Here is a 17,120-nt window from a genome sequence, read left to right on the forward strand (position 1 = left end):
ATAAAATTGGAAGGATCGATCACAATGCGTACAGTAAGATTAACAAAAGAATCTACCAAAGATATCCTGGAAAATCTTTTAAAACGGAGCCCTAATAATTACGGCAAGTTCGAAGCAGCAGTAGCAGATATTCTTGCAAATGTAAAAGAAAAAGGGGATGAAGCTCTTTTTTCTTACACAAAAGAATTTGATAAAGTAGAGGTAACTCCGGAAACCATACGTGTAACCGAAGAGGAAATCGAAGAAGCCTATAAGGCAGTTGATGCTTCCTTACTGGAAGTTATCCGCAAGGCACTTGTAAACATCCGCAGCTACCATGAGAAACAGCGTCAGAACAGCTGGTTTACCAGTACCGAAAAAGGCACCATGCTTGGTCAGAAAGTAACACCATTAAATCGTGTAGGTGTTTATGTTCCAGGCGGAAAAGCAGTTTATCCTTCTTCTGTATTAATGAATATTGTGCCGGCAAAAGTGGCAGGAGTACCTCACATCGTTATGACCACACCTCCTGGGAAAGACGGTAAAGTAAATCCATCCACTCTGGTTGCTGCCAAAGAAGCAGGCGCTGATGAGATCTATAAAGTTGGTGGTGCACAGGCAATCGGAGCACTTGCTTATGGTACTGCAAGCATCCCAAAGGTAGACAAGATCGTAGGACCTGGCAACATTTTTGTAGCCCTTGCAAAAAAGGCTGTTTATGGACATGTGAGCATTGATTCCATCGCTGGTCCAAGTGAGATCCTTGTCCTTGCAGATGAAACTGCAAATGCACACTATGTAGCAGCAGATCTTCTTTCTCAGGCAGAACACGATGAGATGGCTTCTGCAATCCTCATTACTACCAGTACAGAACTGGCACAGAATGTAGAGAAAGAGATTGAAGGCTATCTGAAGGTTCTTTCCAGAAAAGAGATCATCGAAAAATCTCTGGAGAATTTTGGATATATCCTTATTGCAGAAGATATGGATGAAGCAATTGAAGCAGCGAATGAGATTGCTTCGGAACATATGGAAATTGTCACTAAGAACGCTTTTGAGGTAATGATGAAGGTACGAAATGCAGGCGCTATTTTCATTGGAGAGTACAGTTCTGAACCTCTTGGTGATTATTTTGCGGGACCGAACCACGTTCTTCCTACCAACGGAACAGCCAAGTTCTTCTCTGCACTTTCCGTTGACGATTTTATTAAGAAATCCAGTATTGTATATTATTCCAGGTCTGCATTACAGGAAATCCACAAGGACATCATCCGTTTTGCATCCTCCGAGCAGCTAACTGCACATGCCAACTCCATTGCAGTCCGCTTTGAAGAGGAAGATAAAAAGGAGCAGTCATGACAAGAGAAGCTACTGTTGAACGAAATACAAAGGAAACTAAAATTGCCATAAAGCTGAATCTGGACGGAACCGGAAAAAGCAGTCTGGATACAGGTGTGGGATTTTTCGATCACATGTTAGATGGCTTTACCCGCCACGGACTTTTTGATCTGGATATAAAGGTGAAGGGTGATCTTCAGGTTGACGATCATCATACCATTGAAGATACGGGAATTGTTCTTGGCACAGCTATTAAAGAAGCGGTTGGAGACAAGAAAGGAATCAGGCGTTACGGAAGCTGCATCCTTCCAATGGATGAGTGTCTTGTGCTTTGCGCCATTGATCTCGGGGGACGCCCGTATCTTTCCTTCGAAGGTACGTTTACCAGTGAAAAAATTGGAGATATGTCCGCAGAAATGGTGAAGGAATTCTTTTACGCCATTTCTTATGCGGCAGCCATGAATCTTCACATTAAGGTTCTAACACCGGGAAATAATCACCATATGGCAGAAGCCATGTTCAAAAGCTTTGCAAAGGCGCTGGATATGGCGGTAGCTTATGATCCTCGTATTACAGATGTGCTTTCTACGAAGGGAAGTCTCTAAAGGCAGAACAAACAGAATTACAATTAAGACGATATGATATATGCCACTTGTTTTCATTTTTTTCGAATTGAGCATGAAAGCAGGTGGCATAATTGCAGAAGAATTTTTCATAAAGGAGTATTAAAAATATGGAACAGAACCAATTAAAGTCCAAAATGTCCTGGTCAGATTTCAAATTAAACAGTGACGGCATGGTTCCGGTTATTGTGCAGGATTACAAAACAGACGAAGTTCTTATGCTTGCGTACATGAACGAGAAAGCATACCTTACCACTCTGAAGCTGGGAAAAATGACTTACTGGAGCCGCAGCCGCAACGAGCTCTGGACCAAAGGACTAACCTCCGGTCATGTTCAGTATGTGAAATCATTGACTATAGACTGTGATAATGATACAATTCTGGCAAAAGTAGAGCAGGTAGGGGCTGCATGCCATACCGGAAACCGGACATGCTTTTTTACCCCATTGCTCTAAAGCCTGTTTGAAAAATCATTCCTGCAATCTGCACGCCCCACTTTGCGATATATTTTGCAGAAAGCCTTTTTCAAACACGCTCTAAAAAAGACTGCAAAAGGTAAAATTATTACATGAAAAAACAAATGAAAAACGGTGTGATCAAAGTTTTGTTCCTGGTTCTGATTCTGGTAGGCGCGTATGGGCTGTGGTGTCATTTTCTTACAGATAATGTAATCTGGAAGAAGCTTAAAATAAACGGTATAGCCATTCAGGGAATGACCAAAGAGGAAGCCATTGACGCAATTTCAAAAGATTTTCAGGAAAAATATGAGAACACACAGATGACTATTACCCTGAACGGAAAGAACTTCAAGGTGTCTATCTATCCTGTTCTCGGCCTTGATGTAAAGTCAATTGTAGAAAGTGCCTATGCTCTTGGGCATAGTGCCTGGTTTACTCATGGAACCGACCGCATCGAACTGATGAACAGCAAGACAAAGGAAGAAGTCACCCTTATGCCGGAAGCCAGAAACAAAGACGAACTGGACAAGCTTCTGGAGGATGCTGGAATTTCAAAGGGATCCACCACTATACAGACTTCCTGTGAACTTACAGATACAGAGCTGGTTATCACTAAGGGAAAAACCGGAATCGGTCCGGATATGGATGCATTGAAAGAAGCGATTCTAAAAGCAATTTCCATAGAAGATTATGAAGCTGTTATCGAATGTCCTACTATGAAGACACCGCCAGAGGAACTGGATCTGGAAGCCTATTATGAAAAAGTACATACAGATGCCACAGATGCTTCTCTGGGGGAAAATAATGAAATTATTCCGGCAGTTACCGGAATTTCATTTGATGTGAAGTCAGCTGCAAAGAAGCTGGAAAAAGCAAAAGAAGGGGCAAAGATTACCATCCCCCTTGAAATAACCCTACCCGAAGTTTCTACAGAAGAGATAGAAGCCCTTCCTTATCTGAATCTTCTTGGTACTTATACTACATATGGCGGCGGTACCGAAAACCGTGTTGCCAATTTGAAGCTTGCCGTGGAAGCCTGTGATGGAGTGGAACTTCAGCCAGGACAGATTTTTTCCTACAACGATACTTTAGGTCCACGTACTGAGGAACGAGGGTACAGGGAAGCAACTGTAATTGTAGGAGGCGAACATGCCCAGGATATCGGAGGCGGAATCTGCCAGATTTCCACTACGTTGTTTATGGCATGCCTGCAGTCTGATCTGACCATTGTTGAGCGTCATAATCACGCTGCCCGAATTGATTATGTTGAGGATGGTCTGGACGCAGCAGTGGTGTGGGGAGGTCAGGATTTCCGTTTTCAGAATAATACTGCTTATCCAATTAAAATTGAAGCCTCTTACGATGAAAAAGAGGAAGCCGTAACGGTATCCATTTACGGAACCCAAACTGACAATAATACGGTAGAGATTACTACAGAGCATTCCGATCCAAACACCTGTAAAACCTACCGCAGTGTCTACGATGAGAATGGAACACTTCTCCGCACAGATGAAGTCGGGTACAGTAAATACAAGCAATAACCCTATAAATCTATTGATTTCGACATAACGGTCTGCTATAATGAGGTGAATTGAATAAATCCGTTTTCAGTGCCAGACATATCTGTCTGCTACAGCGTGCAGATTGTGGGAATATTTTTTCAACACGCTCTAAGAGGGAATCAGGTGAAAGTCCTGAACGATCCGGTCACTGTAACCAGGGAGTAGAATCCAGTGAAACCATTGGTATATTGCTGAGAAGGATGGATTCTGTGTTGATCTGTAAGTCAGGAAACCTGCTGAATTCGTTTAATGAAAGCTTCCGAAGAAAGTACTTCATTCTCATTAATATATTTGATAATACAATATATTGAATTTTTAGTGCCTGTTTTCTCAGAGGAAGCAGGCATTTTTTTGAAATAATCCTGTCAGGATTGCCCATTGTACAAACAGGCTCCAGAAGCAATTGGGATTTATTCAAACTATAAAATAATAGGAAGAATCGAGGAAAAAGAAATGAAAAGAAATTCAAAACGCTTTCTTGCACTGTTCCTTTCCGTCGCGATGACGGTCACTCCTGCTGTACTTACACAGGCAGAAAATGAGGATGCAAACGTACAGGTTTCTGTTACACCAACTCCAGAAACAGAGGCGGAGAAGACTGCTGTTGCTGCTGAGACTCCTGTGCAGGAGAACGCAACAGCTGAGGAAGAAAACACTGACACTACAGTAACTCCGGCAGCAGTGGATGCCTCTGCTGTGAAAGAGACACCTGCTGCTACAGAAACACCTGCCTCTGAGACCACTCCTGAGGTTACTGCATCACCTGCTGAAGAAAGCAAAAATGAGGAAGCAGAAGCTCCACAGCCTACAGCTGCACCAGAAACAACAGAAGAGGGCAAAACCGAAGAGACAGATAAACCAGAAACAAAGCCAGAGGATCTGAACCCAGATGGTTCCAACATGACCATTGACAAGGAAGATAACAGTGCATATAAAATGCTTAAAATCAAAAGCTCTTCTGCTGAATTAAATGGTGATAAAATTAAGATAACCCTCAATACTGACGGAAAGAACTATGAGAAGCTTTATCTTGGTTCTAAAGAAGATCCTGACGAAGCAAAAAATGCAGCAGCAATCGTTGGTACAGAAAATGAAGATGGTTATACTTTCATTTTTGAGGTTCCTGCCAGTGAACAGGTCCAGACTTTCAGCATCGTACCATTTTCTGTAAAAAATCAGAAATGGTACACAAATATGGCTTTGAAACTGAACGTTCCAGGAATGAAAGCCCCGGAACCAACAGCTACTCCAGAGCCAACTGCAGCCCCTGAGCCAACTGCAGCTCCAACCCAGGCACCAGCCCAGAATGAGATTACAGATGCCGGAATCAAGCTTGTAAAAGAAAACGGTGATGAATTTGCAATGTTCGTAATCACCGGTTCCACTGTAAAGGTTTCGGAGGATAAATATATTGTCACACTTTCTACCGCAAAACAGAATTATGACATGATCTATCTTGGCAGTGCCAGTGACTCTGATAAAGAAGCAAATTCCATCAAAGGAGTAGAGAACAGTGCAGGAGGCTATACCTACACCTTTGAAGTTACTGCAAGCAAGGAAGCTCAGACAATAGCAGTCGTTCCTCATTCCAAGAAGAGCCAGAACTGGTACGCAAAGGGTATATTGACGATTACCGTACCGGCAGTTCCAGGATATGGAGAGGCTGCTCCAACACCGGAACCAACTGTTTCCCCAGAGCCTACCGAAGCACCGGTTGAGACTCCTGCACCAACTGAAACTCCAGTGCCAAGCACAACTCCGGAAGCAACCACCACCCCAGAGCCAACAGCAACCCCTGCTCCAGGCAGCTGTGCAAGCGGAATTTATAATATTACAGTAAACTCCAGTTCATCTATGTTCCGTGTAATTGACTGTGTGCTCACTTCCAAAAACGGAAAAATGACAGCTGTTCTTACTTTAAGCGGAACTGGTTACGACTATCTATGTCTGGGAACAAAAGAAGAAGCTGCCGCAGCAGATTCCTCCACCTGGGTTCCATATGTGGCAGACGCAAATGGCAAATATACATATGAGATTCCTGTTGAAGCCCTGGACAATGGAATTGCAGTTGCTGCTTTTTCCCACAAAAACCAGATCTGGTATGACAGGATCCTGACTTTCCAGTCCAGCACTTTAAATAAGATAGGTGACGTACAGGATGATCCGCAGCCAGATACTGCTCCTGACACAACAATCACAGCAACTCCTGCACCCACTGCAAAACCAAATAAAAAACCGACAGCAACTCCTACACCAACAGCAACTCCAAAGCCAGACAAGAAACCGGAAGAGGAATCCAAATACGAATCTGACTTAAGCGGCGGAACAGCATCTGTAAACAGTTCTACTACATTAGCAGATGGAACCTACACTCCTGACAGTTTCTCCTGGTCTGGTGGTTCCGGAAAGGTCAGCATTACCTGTAACAAAGTTACGGTCACAAATGGTCAGGCATATGCGACCATTGTATTCAGCAGTGAATATTACGGTTATGTAAAAGCCAATGGAAATAAATACTACGGTGCATGCGGCGGCGGAACTTCTACTTTCACAATACCGGTAGCACTGAACCAGAATAATACGATCATTGGTATGACAACCAGAATGTCCCAGGCTCATGAAATCACTTACACCATTTATATCGCTTTAAAGGGTGCAAACGATCCGAAGAAAACAGACAAGGATAACCCAGCTGATGACAACAGCATGCTTTCCACAGGAAACAAGAAGCTGGATGATTCTGCACCAGAGATCACAGGTCTTGAGTATAAAGACGAAACTACTCTTGAGCATGCAAAATACTTTAAGCTTTATCACTACGCAAAGGGTATTACCCTTCTTGAAGTAGATATGACAACAGATACTGCAAGAAAACCGGAAACTGTTGATTCCGGAAAAGAAAATGCAAAAACAGAAGCTGCTGATTCCCAGGAACTTACAGGTACAGAAAAGCTCTACATGGGCAATGTTGTAAAATACCTGATCGTACCTGAGGGTGCTGTTATCCCTGCAGGACTTGATAAAGATGTAATCATAATCAACCAGCCGGTAGAATCTGCTTATGTGGCTTCCACAGATGCTCTTAACATTTTGGATAAGCTTGATCTTACAGACAAAGTTACTGCTCTTGGAATGGAAAAAGAGGACTGTACGGTAGACAGCCTTACAGCTGCTCTGGAAGATGGTTCCGTAACTTTTGCAGGAAAAGATGAAGATACAGATTACAAAGCTCTTGTAAAGAGTCAGTGCGGTATTTCTATCCTTTCTTCTGATATTCTCCCGACAGAGGAAGCAGACACAGAAGCAAAAGAAAACCTTCTGAAAGATTCCGCAGAGAAATATTCCACTCTGAAAATCCCGTTTATCGTGGACCGTTCTGCAGATGAAAAGGATGACAATGCAAAAGCTGAGTGGGAAAAAGCTTACGAAGCAATTTTTGTAACTGATGAGGAAGAATAAATTACTATTCTTCACCATATGCACAGTAGCAAGAATAATCAGCAGGAGAAAATAAAAATGTATGACAAAAAGCTGAAATATAAAATTTTAAGTATTTTTGCAGCAACAGTTATGACATTTACTGCCATTACTCCGGTATGGGCAGAAGAGGAGAACCTGGAAGCAGATGCTTCCGGGGAGACTTCTTCTGACACATCAGAAAAAAATGCTGCACCTGAAATTGCAGGTCTGACCTATGAATCCGCCATGGATCTGTCTTTTGCAGAATGCTTTGACGTGTATTATTACAATGACGGTTACAAACTTCTGGACATCCATGATGATGCCAGATATCTGATCGTCCCAGAGGGCAAAGAGGCACCTGATGATCTGGATCCTGAAATCCAGATCCTTCAGCAGCCACTTGACACCATCTACATGGCAGCCACTTCCCCGATGGCATTGTTCGATGCAATCGGAAGTGTAGACTCCATCAAGCTGTCAGGTCTTGATGCTTCCGGTTGGTATATCCAGTCAGCAGCTGATGCTATCAATAACGGCGAAATGACCTTTGCGGGAAAATACGATGAACCGGATTACGAGCTTCTGGTAGGTGACGACTGTGATCTTGCAATAGAGTCTACCATGATCCTTCATGCACCGAAGGTACAGGAGATGATCGAAACTCTTGGAATTCCTGTTTTCACCGATCGCTCCAGCTATGAGAGCCAGCCCCTTGGACGTACAGAGTGGATCAAGCTTTATGGCGCAATGATGAACAAAGAAGAGGAGGCAAAGACCTTCTTTGACCAGCAGGCACAGGTTATTGAGAAGCTAAAGGACTTTACAAATACAGAAAAAACAGTTGCATTTTTCTACATCAATACCAGCGGTTCTCCTGTAGTACGTAATCCTAAAGATTATATTTCCAGCATGATCGAGATTGCCGGTGGAAGAAATGCATTCGCAGATCTTCAGGATGACAGTGGAAAAACTTCCGTTGCCATTACCATGGAGGAATTCTATAATACTGCGGCAGATGCAGATTATCTGATCTACAACTCCAGTATTGATGCGTCTGTAAAAAGCATAGACGATCTTCTTGCAAAAGAAAGTCTGATGGCTGATTTTAAAGCCGTAAAAGAGGGAAATGTCTGGGTAACTGATGATTCCATGTACCAGCATACAGATACAATTGGTGAACTGATCACAGATCTGAACCTGATGCTTACCGGCGGAAGTGAAGAGGATATGACTTTTCTTCATAAGCTGAGCTGACAGCAGGTTCTGTTGTAAATGAAACAAAAATGGAGAAAAATAAAATGAGCAATCAATCCGCTGGAACCAGCTTCCACATGGAAAATTTTAAGAGACGATCTCGTTACGCTATGGTTTTCATTCTGCTGATCCTGGCCTTTGGCCTGATCACAGTTTTGAATATCAACACAGGAAATGTTCATATTTCTCTGTCTGAGATCATAGATATCCTGCTGAAAAAAGCCACAGATACAAAAGAATACAGCATCATCTGGAAAATCCGTCTTCCCAGGATCCTGATGGCTGCCATTCTTGGAGTTGCCTTATCCCTATCTGGTTTTCTTCTCCAGACCTTTTTTGAAAATCCCATTGCAGGACCTTTTGTTCTGGGAATTTCTTCCGGTGCGAAAATGGTAGTAGCTCTTACCATGATTTATTATCTTGGCAGAGCCGTAAACGTAACTTCTTACACTCTGATCATTGCAGCTTTTATTGGTTCCCTGATTTCCATAGGTTTTATTCTTCTGATTTCAAAAAGGATCAAGCACATGGCCACCCTTCTGGTTGCCGGAATCATGATTGGCTATATCTGTTCTGCAGTAACTGATTTTGTGGTAACTTTTGCAGATGATTCCGATATTGTAAATCTTCACGGATGGTCACAGGGAAGCTTCTCCGGTATGAGCTGGAGTAACGTTTACATTTCCTGTGTGGTGGTAGGAATTACCCTGGCCCTGACCTTCCTGCTGTCAAAGCCCATCGGTGCTTATCAGCTGGGAGAAGCTTATGCACAAAGCATGGGCGTAAATATCAAATTCTTCCGTGTTGCATTGATTTTGCTTTCCAGTATTTTATCAGCAACTGTAACTGCTTTTGCAGGACCGATTTCTTTCGTTGGAATTGCAGTCCCATTTCTGATGAAAAGAAGCTTCGGCACATCCAGACCACTTATAATCATTCCGGGAACATTCCTGGGCGGTGCAGTTTTCTGTATGATGTGTGACCTGATTGCCAGAATGGCTTTTGCCCCTCTGGAGCTGAATATCAGTACCGTTACCTCCATCTTTGGAGCACCTGTTGTTATTTTCATGATGTTGCGGAAGAAGAGAGGAAACTGAAATGGATAATTACTATTTTCATATGGATAACCTTTCTGTCGGTTATGACAAAAAGGCCTTAATTCATGATATCTGTATTGGAATTAAAAAAGGGGAGATTGTAACCCTCATTGGTCCAAATGGTTCTGGTAAATCTACGATTCTGAAAAGTATCACAAGACAGCTGCAGATCATTGGTGGAAAAGTTTACTTTGATGATCGCAATCTGAATTCTTTTTCCTATAAAGAGCTTTCCACACGCATGGCAGTAGTTCTTACGGAACGAATGCGTCCGGAGCTTATGACCTGTCATGATATTGTGGCAACCGGACGCTACCCTTATACAGGCAGACTCGGTATTCTTTCCAGAGAGGATGAGGAAAAGGTAGAGGAAGCCATGAGAGCGGTGCATGCGGAATCGCTTGGCAGTCGTGACTTTAACAACATCAGCGATGGCCAGCGTCAGAGAGTGCTTCTTGCCCGTGCGATCTGCCAGGAACCGGATATTATTATTCTGGATGAGCCAACCTCTTTCCTTGATATCAAACATAAGCTGGATCTTTTATCTATTCTTCGGGATATGGCAAAAAAGAAGCAGATCACAGTTATCATGTCTCTTCACGAAATCGATCTGGCACAGAAAATTGCAGATAAGATCATCTGCGTAAAGGGAGATACCATTTCTCATTTTGGAAAGCCGGAAGATATTTTTGAAGAGAACATGATCAAGGAGCTGTATGAGATCAATAATGGATTTTTTGATCCCCTGTTTGGAAGTATTGAGCTTCCGAAACCAGACGGAGAAGCGAAAACTTTCGTAATCTGTGGAAATGGCACTGGTATTCCCATATTCCGTCAGCTACAGAAAGAGCACACACCTTTTATTGCAGGTATTCTTTACACCAATGACGTGGATTACCGCCTGGCAAGACTATTGGCTTCAAAGGTGATCACGGAAGAACCCTTCATGGAAATCAGTGAAGAAGCCTTCCAGAAGGCGCAAAAAGCCATGGAAAGCTGTGAGAGGATAATCTGCACGGCTGTTCCGGTTGGAAGCTGCAATAAGCGGTTAGGAGAGCTTATAGATGCAGCGAAGAAGAGCGGGAAAACAGAGTTTGTATAATTCTGCCTTGCGGGATTCTTTGATTTCGTTTCTTTACAGGACTCATTTTTTACGTTATACTGAGTTCACCGAAAGAAGGAGAGGACTCGTTTTATGAAAAAAAATATATTTACAAAAGACAACCTGATGTTCTTTATCATTCTGAATCTGGGATTGATTTTTACAGCGGTTGGAATTGCCATTTTTAAAACACCCAACCATTTCGCATTTGGTGGTACATCTGGTCTGTCTATTATCCTTTCTACCTTATTTCCGAAGTGGAATGTAGGTGCATTTATGTGGATCGTCAATGCAGCACTTGTTGTACTTGGATTTTTCTTCCTTGGAATCCGCTCCATGGGCTGGACTGTCTATTCCTCTTTTGCCCTGTCTTTCTATGTAAGTGCCTGTGAAGCTATTTATCCCCTTAGTTCGCCACTTACACATGACGTGTTCCTGGAGCTGTGTTTTGCAGTTATTCTCCCAGCAGTGGGAGCTGCTATGGTATTTAATGTCGGTGCCTCCACTGGTGGTACTGATATTGTGGCAATGATTTTGCACAAATATACCAGCCTTGAGATCGGGCGTGCCCTTTTGGTCAGCGACCTGGGAATCGTACTGATCGCAGCTTACCTTTACGGTGCCCAGACCGGACTTTACTGTATTCTTGGAATGATCCTGAAATGCACTGTAGTAGACAGTGCTATTGAGAGTCTGAATCTGAGAAAGGTATGTACGATCATTAGCAAATATCCGGAGCAGGTAGAAGAGTTCATCATCAATGACCTGCATCGTTCTGCCACAGAGCAGAAGGCCTTTGGCATCTATACCAAGAAGGAGCAGAAGGTAATGATGACTGTGCTTACCCGAAGTGAGACCAACCGTCTTCGTATTCATTTAAGACAGATTGATCCCCATGCATTTATTACTATTGTAAACAGCAGCGAGATCATTGGAAAAGGCTTCCGTTCTATCTGATGCCTGCCAGCTAATGCAGAAGACTGATTTTCCCATAACAGAACGGTCTGATGAAGCTTGATTTTAAAACCAGAAAGGAATACAGGCCATGATTTCCAAAACCATGCGAGCAATTCTCCACACCCTTTCCTACGGCAATATCGAAGTGGAATCCTCCCGCAGACTGGTGGACATTAAGAAGCTGGATGCCATGAATATTTTTCTGAAAAAAATGGATATCCAGATTTTCAACGGGGACTACGAAATCCCTCTGCGGATTTATTTTCCTACTGAAGAAGCCATGACAAACGGGGTGGAAAAAGGTCATACTTTTCCAGTTCTTCTATTTTTTCATGGCGGAGGATGGGTGACAGAAAGTGTGGATACCTATAACCGTGTCTGTGCCAGAATGTCTCAGTCTACCGGTCATATTGTAGTATCCGTGGAATACAGGCTTGCTCCTGAATACCGTTTTCCAACGGCTCTGATGGACTGTTATGCAGCGGCGAAAGCACTTTATACCAATAATCTGATCCTGAATACAGATTCCCGAAGAATCACTATTATGGGTGACAGTGCCGGAGGAAATCTTGCAGCCGCAGTTGCTCTTATGGCAAGAGACAAGGGCGACTTTCAGGTATTCCGGCAGATTCTTATTTATCCAGCCTTATATAATACCTATACAGCCGCTTCTCCCTATGCCTCTGTGCAAAAGAACGGCACCGACTACCTGCTTACTGCAGTGAAAATGCAGGATTATCTGAATCTGTATGAGAGCTGTCCGGAGGATCGGGTCAACCCTTATTTTGCACCTCTTCTGGCAAGAGATTTTTCTAATATGCCAGAAACCCTGATTCTCACAGCAGAGTTTGATCCTCTTCGTGATGAAGGCGAAGATTATGGAAAAAAACTGGCAGAGGCTGGTAATTATGTAGAAGTACACCGGATCAAAGATGCACTTCACGGCTTTTTTGCTCTTGGAATCCGCTTTTTCCATGTGCAGGAAAGTTTTTCTTATATGAACGAATTCTTAAAAAGGGAAGTGTGAAAATTGAAAGAAGGATATTCGAACTGGAGAAAACTGGATAACGCGGCCCTTGCTTTTCCTCTGGTAACTGGCAAAAATGATACCAGAGTATTTCGTTTTTACTGTGAACTAAAGGAAAATGTAAAACCGGAGCTTCTCCAGGCCGCTCTTGAAAAAACCATGGAAAAATATCCTCTGTTTCAGATGGTTCTCCGAAAAGGATTATTCTGGTTCTACCTGGAACACAGGGATATTCGTCCAATTGTAAAGGAAGAGAAGAAGCCTCCATGCAGCAGGCTGTATATTCCAGACAAAAAGAATCTTCTTTTTCAGGTCAGCTATTATGAAAAAAGAATCAATTTTGAAGTTTTCCATGCACTGACAGATGGTACCGGGGCAATGCATTTTCTCCAGGAACTGGTAAGCAATTATCTGAAGAAGGCTCACCCGGAACAGGATCTGCCTTCTCTGCCAGTCACGGATATGAGCACCCCCGGTGATCAGGAGGAGGATAGTTTTTCCCAGTATTATTCCTCGGATATTCCCGGAAATTCCGAGAAAAAACCTCGTGCTGTCAGACTTCCGGGAGAACGGCTGCTTCATGAGGATATGCATATTACAGAGATTGTACTTCCGGTAAAAGAGCTTCATGCAAAAGCAAAAGAATACGGTGTCTCCATAACCATTCTGATCACAGCCATGTTTCTTTGTTCCATCCATGAGGAAATTCCCAAGAGCAGACAAAATCGCCCCATTGCCCTTATGGTACCTGTAAATCTGCGGAATTATTTTCCCTCACAGTCTATGGCAAATTTTTTTGGCTGGATAGAAGTGGGACATGATTTTTCCCAAACTTCTGATTTTACAGAAATTCTGGCTCACGTGAAAGAGCAGTTTGCCGCGGAACTGGTAGAAGAGAAAATTGCCAGACATATGAATAGCTATGTCCGTCTGGAGAAAAATCCGGTCATCCGTGCAGTTCCCCTGGAAATAAAGAAATATTTCCTTATGCTGGGAGCAAACCTAAGCTCTAGAAGCATTACGGCTGTTTATTCCAATATTGGAATTCTTCGTTTTCCAAAGGAGTATAACCAGTACATTGACCGTTTCGGAATTTTCGCAAGTACCAACTCCATGCAGCTTTGTTCCTGTTCTTACGAAAACGAAATGGTTCTTGGATTTACCTCCAAGCTTCCCAAGGATAATATTCAGCGAAATTTTCTGAACATGCTGAAAAAAGAAGAAATTCCTTATACAGAAAAAACCAATAATTTCCCCGGCTGTTCCCTGAAAGAGAAAAAGGAGGCGCAGAGAATCGTGCAGGTTTTCAATTTTGTCTGCATTGCAGCTGCAATTCTCTGCGGCATGATCAATTACCTTACACGGGAAAAACTGGACTGGTTCTGGTTCGCCGCAGCTGGCTGTCTTTGCGGATGGCTGATCGTAGCGGTTGCTTATGCCAAACGGAGGAATATCTTAAAAAACGAGATCATACAGTTGATCCTGGTAACTATTATCGCGGTTCTGTGGGACAAATATACCGGATGGCATGGATGGTCTCTGGATTTTGTCCTTCCATTTGGCGCTCTTGCAGTGCTTGGCTCTATACCTGTGATCGTAAAAGTACAAAAGCTGGAAAAAGAAGAGTATCTGTTTTACCTTGTTCAGGCTGCTTTTGCTGGTCTAGTACCGCTGATCCTTATGTTTTTTCACCAGATCCGTTTCCCATACCCATCTGTGGTATGCACAGGAATCAGTCTGCTGGTATTTGCAGGAATGTTTATTTTTAACAGCAATGATACTATCCGGGAGTTTCATAAAAAACTTAGAATGTAATAAAATGGACACAGATTGCAAGGACTTCTTTGCTGAAATTTCGCTAAAGCAGTCCTTGCGATCTGTGTCCGTCTGTTATGTCTGATACCCTAAAGCGTATTTGATAAATCATTCCCGTAATCTGCACGCCCCACTTTGCGGGAGTTTTTGCAGAAAGCCCTTTTCAAATACGCTCTGGAAGTTAATATAATTAAATTTCTACAAGAATTCCCTTCTCTTTATCATACTTACAATATTTGCCATTTCCGGAAATAAATGGCTGATAAGTATTCGTACGTGTATCTTTCACATATACAATTCCTGTGGCGATCATTTCTACCAATGAGAAACGTTTACTCAGGCTTGAGATCCAGGAGTAGGTTTTATTACTGTCAGAATCAGCAGCAACCAGACTGTATCCCTCTTCACACGGTTTCAGAGAGAAGTAAATTTTCTCCGGTTTAGAAGTCTCTTTAAATACCTGGCTTGCTATATAAGTAGAAAAATTCTTCTCCACAAACTGCTGGAAAGAGTATAAGGTATAAACCTCTCCGCTGACTTCGTCTGTAATCCGGTCTCCGCGCTGCAGACGCGCCTTGATCAGAGACAAAGTCTCAATGGTCCAGTTGATAAAGGAAATGCTGCTGTAGGTCATGCTCTCCAGAAGCTGGTCGATCAGTTTCTTTGTGAGAACATTTGATTTCGTTGCTTCGTTAAACAATTCTTCATTCATAATCCGCACCCTCCATAACATATATATGTTAATTGATAATCTTAATTATAAGATCTTATTTTATTAAAATCAATAATTTTTCCCTCGTTTTTGTATTATTTGTTATTTGTTATTGCTGTTATTTTATATATATTGTTTGCCTTTAACACAAAACCATGTTATCATCATAAGAGTTGGAGTTTATAAAAAGCAAAAACAAATTTTACGAATTTGGAAGGAAAAATTTATGGAAAAACATCATCATGAACGAAGTACTTTTTCCGGTAAACTGGGATTTGTACTGTCTGCTGCCGGAGCTTCCGTCGGACTGGGAAATATATGGCGATTTCCTTACCTTGCGGCAAAGTACGGCGGTGGAATATTTTTACTGATTTACATTATTCTGGCACTTACTTTTGGCTACTCTATGATTGTCGCCGAAACCGCCCTTGGCCGAATGACAAGAAAAAGCCCGGTAGGCGCTTTTGGAAAATTTGGCAAGTCTAAATGGCTGTCCTTTGGTGGCTGGATCAATGCCATCATTCCAGTCCTGATCGTGCCATACTATTCCGTTATCGGCGGATGGGTTATCAAATATCTGATCGAATATATAAAAGGTAACAGCCAGAAGCTGGCAGAAGACGGATATTTTTCTGAGTTTATTTCGAATGGTACCTCCACAGAGGTCTGTTTCCTTATTTTTGCATTTTTAACAGTTGCAATCATATATGCAGGAGTCCGAAACGGAGTAGAGCGCGTTTCCAAATTTATGATGCCGGTTCTGGTATTTTTATCTGTGCTTATTACTGTTTACTCTGTTACAAGACCAGGTGCCCTTGCAGGAGTGAAATATTTCCTGGTACCAAATATTGAGAATTTCTCCTGGATGACAGTGGTAGCCGCCATGGGTCAGATGTTTTATTCCCTGTCTATTGCCATGGGAATTCTGGTAACCTTTGGCTCTTATATGAAAAAGGACGTATCTATCGAAGGTTCCACCAAGAATGTAGAAGTGTTTGACACTGCAATTGCCATTATGGCAGGTCTGATGATCATTCCGGCTGTGTTTGCATTCTCCGGTGGAGATCCGGATACTTTACAGGCAGGACCGGCGCTTATGTTCATCACCATTCCCAAGGTATTTGCCAGTATGGGGTTGGGAACTCCCATTGGGATTCTGTTCTTTGTACTGGTGCTGTGCGCAGCTCTTACCAGTTCTATTGCCCTGACGGAGAGCGCTGTATCTACCTTCCAGGACGAACTGAGATGGCACAGAAAGAAAGCAACCGTTATTGTTGGTGTGATCATGATTCTTCTTGGAACTCTTTCTTCCCTTGGATATGGACCGCTTGGCTTTGTAAAAATCATTGGAATGCAGTTTCTGGATTTCTTTGATTTCCTCACCAATTCTGTAATGATGCCAATTGCCGCACTTGCAACCTGTCTTTTAATTTCCAGAAAAGTGGGAGTGGAAAAGATTGAGGAGGAAGTAGTAGCTGAAGGCGGAACTTTCCGCAGGAAAAAGATTTTTAACTTTATGATCAAATACCTCTGCCCGATATTTGCAGCAATTATCCTGCTTAGCTCTGTAGCAAATGCATTTGGACTGATTTCCATGTAAATAATTTGTAACTGTTCTGTACTTCTCAGTTACCACTTCGCGAAATAATACCTGCTGAATAAATACTATAATTTTTTAATCGCCCCACCCATCTCAGGTGGGGCGATTGTATAAGGACTGCCTCCATATCTACA

General features: G+C 42.6%; 13 protein-coding genes, 2 pseudogenes and 1 riboswitch. Of the genes and pseudogenes, 12 read left to right on the forward strand and 3 right to left on the reverse strand.

The window, feature by feature from the left end; genetic code table 11:
- Positions 1 to 24: 24 nt before the first annotated feature.
- The 3 genes and pseudogenes from hisD to hisI all read left to right on the forward strand — a co-directional run.
- Positions 25 to 1,338 (forward strand): histidinol dehydrogenase, encoded by a 1,314-nt coding sequence (gene hisD / locus PGQ38_RS14545; RefSeq protein ID WP_204452117.1) that lies wholly within the window; start codon positions 25 to 27, stop codon positions 1,336 to 1,338.
- Entirely contained in the window at positions 1,335 to 1,922 is a 588-nt protein-coding gene (hisB, locus tag PGQ38_RS14550; protein ID WP_204452115.1) for an imidazoleglycerol-phosphate dehydratase HisB, read from the forward strand. The genes hisD and hisB overlap by 4 nt, the downstream gene beginning before the upstream one ends.
- A gap of 149 nt (positions 1,923 to 2,071) precedes the next feature.
- Positions 2,072 to 2,392 (forward strand): annotated as a pseudogene (gene hisI / locus PGQ38_RS14555) (phosphoribosyl-AMP cyclohydrolase); the annotation flags it as partial.
- Here hisI and PGQ38_RS20800 read toward each other — a convergent pair.
- On the reverse strand, positions 2,379 to 2,429 hold the full coding sequence (locus tag PGQ38_RS20800; protein WP_368072645.1) for a hypothetical protein: 51 nt from the start codon (positions 2,427 to 2,429) through the stop codon (positions 2,379 to 2,381). The pseudogene hisI and the gene PGQ38_RS20800 overlap by 14 nt on opposite strands.
- 79 nt (positions 2,430 to 2,508) lie before the next feature.
- Between PGQ38_RS20800 and PGQ38_RS14560 the strand changes: the two genes are divergently transcribed.
- The 8 genes from PGQ38_RS14560 to PGQ38_RS14595 all read left to right on the forward strand — a co-directional run bounded on the left by PGQ38_RS14560 (position 2,509) and on the right by PGQ38_RS14595 (position 14,674).
- Positions 2,509 to 3,939 carry a VanW family protein gene (locus PGQ38_RS14560; RefSeq protein ID WP_204452113.1) on the forward strand — a complete coding sequence of 477 codons (1,431 nt, stop codon included), beginning with the start codon at positions 2,509 to 2,511 and terminating at the stop codon, positions 3,937 to 3,939.
- A gap of 83 nt (positions 3,940 to 4,022) precedes the next feature.
- Positions 4,023 to 4,214: riboswitch (cobalamin riboswitch) on the forward strand.
- Between the two features lie 199 nt (positions 4,215 to 4,413).
- Complete coding sequence (locus tag PGQ38_RS14565; protein WP_204452111.1) at positions 4,414 to 7,419, forward strand: hypothetical protein; 3,006 nt, start codon at positions 4,414 to 4,416, stop codon at positions 7,417 to 7,419.
- Between the two features lie 57 nt (positions 7,420 to 7,476).
- A complete protein-coding gene (locus PGQ38_RS14570) occupies positions 7,477 to 8,676 on the forward strand; it encodes an ABC transporter substrate-binding protein (RefSeq protein ID WP_204452109.1) in 1,200 nt (399 codons plus the stop codon).
- Positions 8,677 to 8,753: 77 nt separating this feature from the next.
- On the forward strand, positions 8,754 to 9,773 hold the full coding sequence (locus tag PGQ38_RS14575; protein WP_465221165.1) for a FecCD family ABC transporter permease: 1,020 nt from the start codon (positions 8,754 to 8,756) through the stop codon (positions 9,771 to 9,773).
- A 1-nt stretch (position 9,774) separates the two neighbouring features.
- The gene (locus PGQ38_RS14580; RefSeq protein ID WP_195992999.1) at positions 9,775 to 10,875 is read left to right on the forward strand and encodes an ABC transporter ATP-binding protein; all 1,101 of its coding nucleotides are present in this window, start codon (positions 9,775 to 9,777) and stop codon (positions 10,873 to 10,875) included.
- A gap of 93 nt (positions 10,876 to 10,968) precedes the next feature.
- On the forward strand, positions 10,969 to 11,832 hold the full coding sequence (locus tag PGQ38_RS14585; RefSeq protein ID WP_118583485.1) for a YitT family protein: 864 nt from the start codon (positions 10,969 to 10,971) through the stop codon (positions 11,830 to 11,832).
- Between the two features lie 88 nt (positions 11,833 to 11,920).
- Positions 11,921 to 12,859 carry an alpha/beta hydrolase gene (locus PGQ38_RS14590; RefSeq protein WP_330674516.1) on the forward strand — a complete coding sequence of 313 codons (939 nt, stop codon included), beginning with the start codon at positions 11,921 to 11,923 and terminating at the stop codon, positions 12,857 to 12,859.
- A 3-nt stretch (positions 12,860 to 12,862) separates the two neighbouring features.
- The gene (locus tag PGQ38_RS14595) at positions 12,863 to 14,674 is read left to right on the forward strand and encodes a DUF6320 domain-containing protein (RefSeq protein ID WP_204452107.1); all 1,812 of its coding nucleotides are present in this window, start codon (positions 12,863 to 12,865) and stop codon (positions 14,672 to 14,674) included.
- 43 nt (positions 14,675 to 14,717) lie between these two features.
- On the opposite strand, the pseudogene PGQ38_RS20810 reads toward PGQ38_RS14595, so the two are convergent.
- Both PGQ38_RS20810 and PGQ38_RS14600 read right to left on the reverse strand, forming a co-directional pair.
- Positions 14,718 to 14,819 (reverse strand): annotated as a pseudogene (locus tag PGQ38_RS20810) (DUF6783 domain-containing protein); the annotation flags it as partial.
- 45 nt (positions 14,820 to 14,864) lie between these two features.
- The gene (locus PGQ38_RS14600; RefSeq protein WP_118583489.1) at positions 14,865 to 15,386 is read right to left on the reverse strand and encodes a hypothetical protein; all 522 of its coding nucleotides are present in this window, start codon (positions 15,384 to 15,386) and stop codon (positions 14,865 to 14,867) included.
- Positions 15,387 to 15,612: 226 nt separating this feature from the next.
- Between PGQ38_RS14600 and PGQ38_RS14605 the strand changes: the two genes are divergently transcribed.
- Positions 15,613 to 16,986 carry a sodium-dependent transporter gene (locus tag PGQ38_RS14605; RefSeq protein ID WP_148463384.1) on the forward strand — a complete coding sequence of 458 codons (1,374 nt, stop codon included), beginning with the start codon at positions 15,613 to 15,615 and terminating at the stop codon, positions 16,984 to 16,986.
- The last annotated feature ends 134 nt before the right edge of the window (positions 16,987 to 17,120 follow it).

It is taken from the genome of Blautia faecis (assembly GCF_027662325.1).
Lineage (GTDB): Bacteria > Bacillota > Clostridia > Lachnospirales > Lachnospiraceae > Blautia_A > Blautia_A faecis.

Bases quoted from the DNA above. Each gene is read 5' to 3' on its own strand.
- PGQ38_RS14565 (WP_204452111.1), top strand. From the start codon at position 4,414: ATGAAAAGAAATTCAAAACGCTTTCTTGCACTGTTCCTTTCCGTCGCG.
- hisB (WP_204452115.1), top strand. From the start codon at position 1,335: ATGACAAGAGAAGCTACTGTTGAACGAAATACAAAGGAAACTAAAATT.
- PGQ38_RS14605 (WP_148463384.1), top strand. From the start codon at position 15,613: ATGGAAAAACATCATCATGAACGAAGTACTTTTTCCGGTAAACTGGGA.
- PGQ38_RS14585 (WP_118583485.1), top strand. From the start codon at position 10,969: ATGAAAAAAAATATATTTACAAAAGACAACCTGATGTTCTTTATCATT.
- PGQ38_RS14600 (WP_118583489.1), bottom strand. From the start codon at position 15,386: ATGAATGAAGAATTGTTTAACGAAGCAACGAAATCAAATGTTCTCACA.
- PGQ38_RS14580 (WP_195992999.1), top strand. From the start codon at position 9,775: ATGGATAATTACTATTTTCATATGGATAACCTTTCTGTCGGTTATGAC.
- PGQ38_RS14590 (WP_330674516.1), top strand. From the start codon at position 11,921: ATGATTTCCAAAACCATGCGAGCAATTCTCCACACCCTTTCCTACGGC.
- PGQ38_RS14570 (WP_204452109.1), top strand. From the start codon at position 7,477: ATGTATGACAAAAAGCTGAAATATAAAATTTTAAGTATTTTTGCAGCA.
- PGQ38_RS14560 (WP_204452113.1), top strand. From the start codon at position 2,509: ATGAAAAAACAAATGAAAAACGGTGTGATCAAAGTTTTGTTCCTGGTT.
- hisD (WP_204452117.1), top strand. From the start codon at position 25: ATGCGTACAGTAAGATTAACAAAAGAATCTACCAAAGATATCCTGGAA.
- PGQ38_RS14575 (WP_465221165.1), top strand. From the start codon at position 8,754: ATGGAAAATTTTAAGAGACGATCTCGTTACGCTATGGTTTTCATTCTG.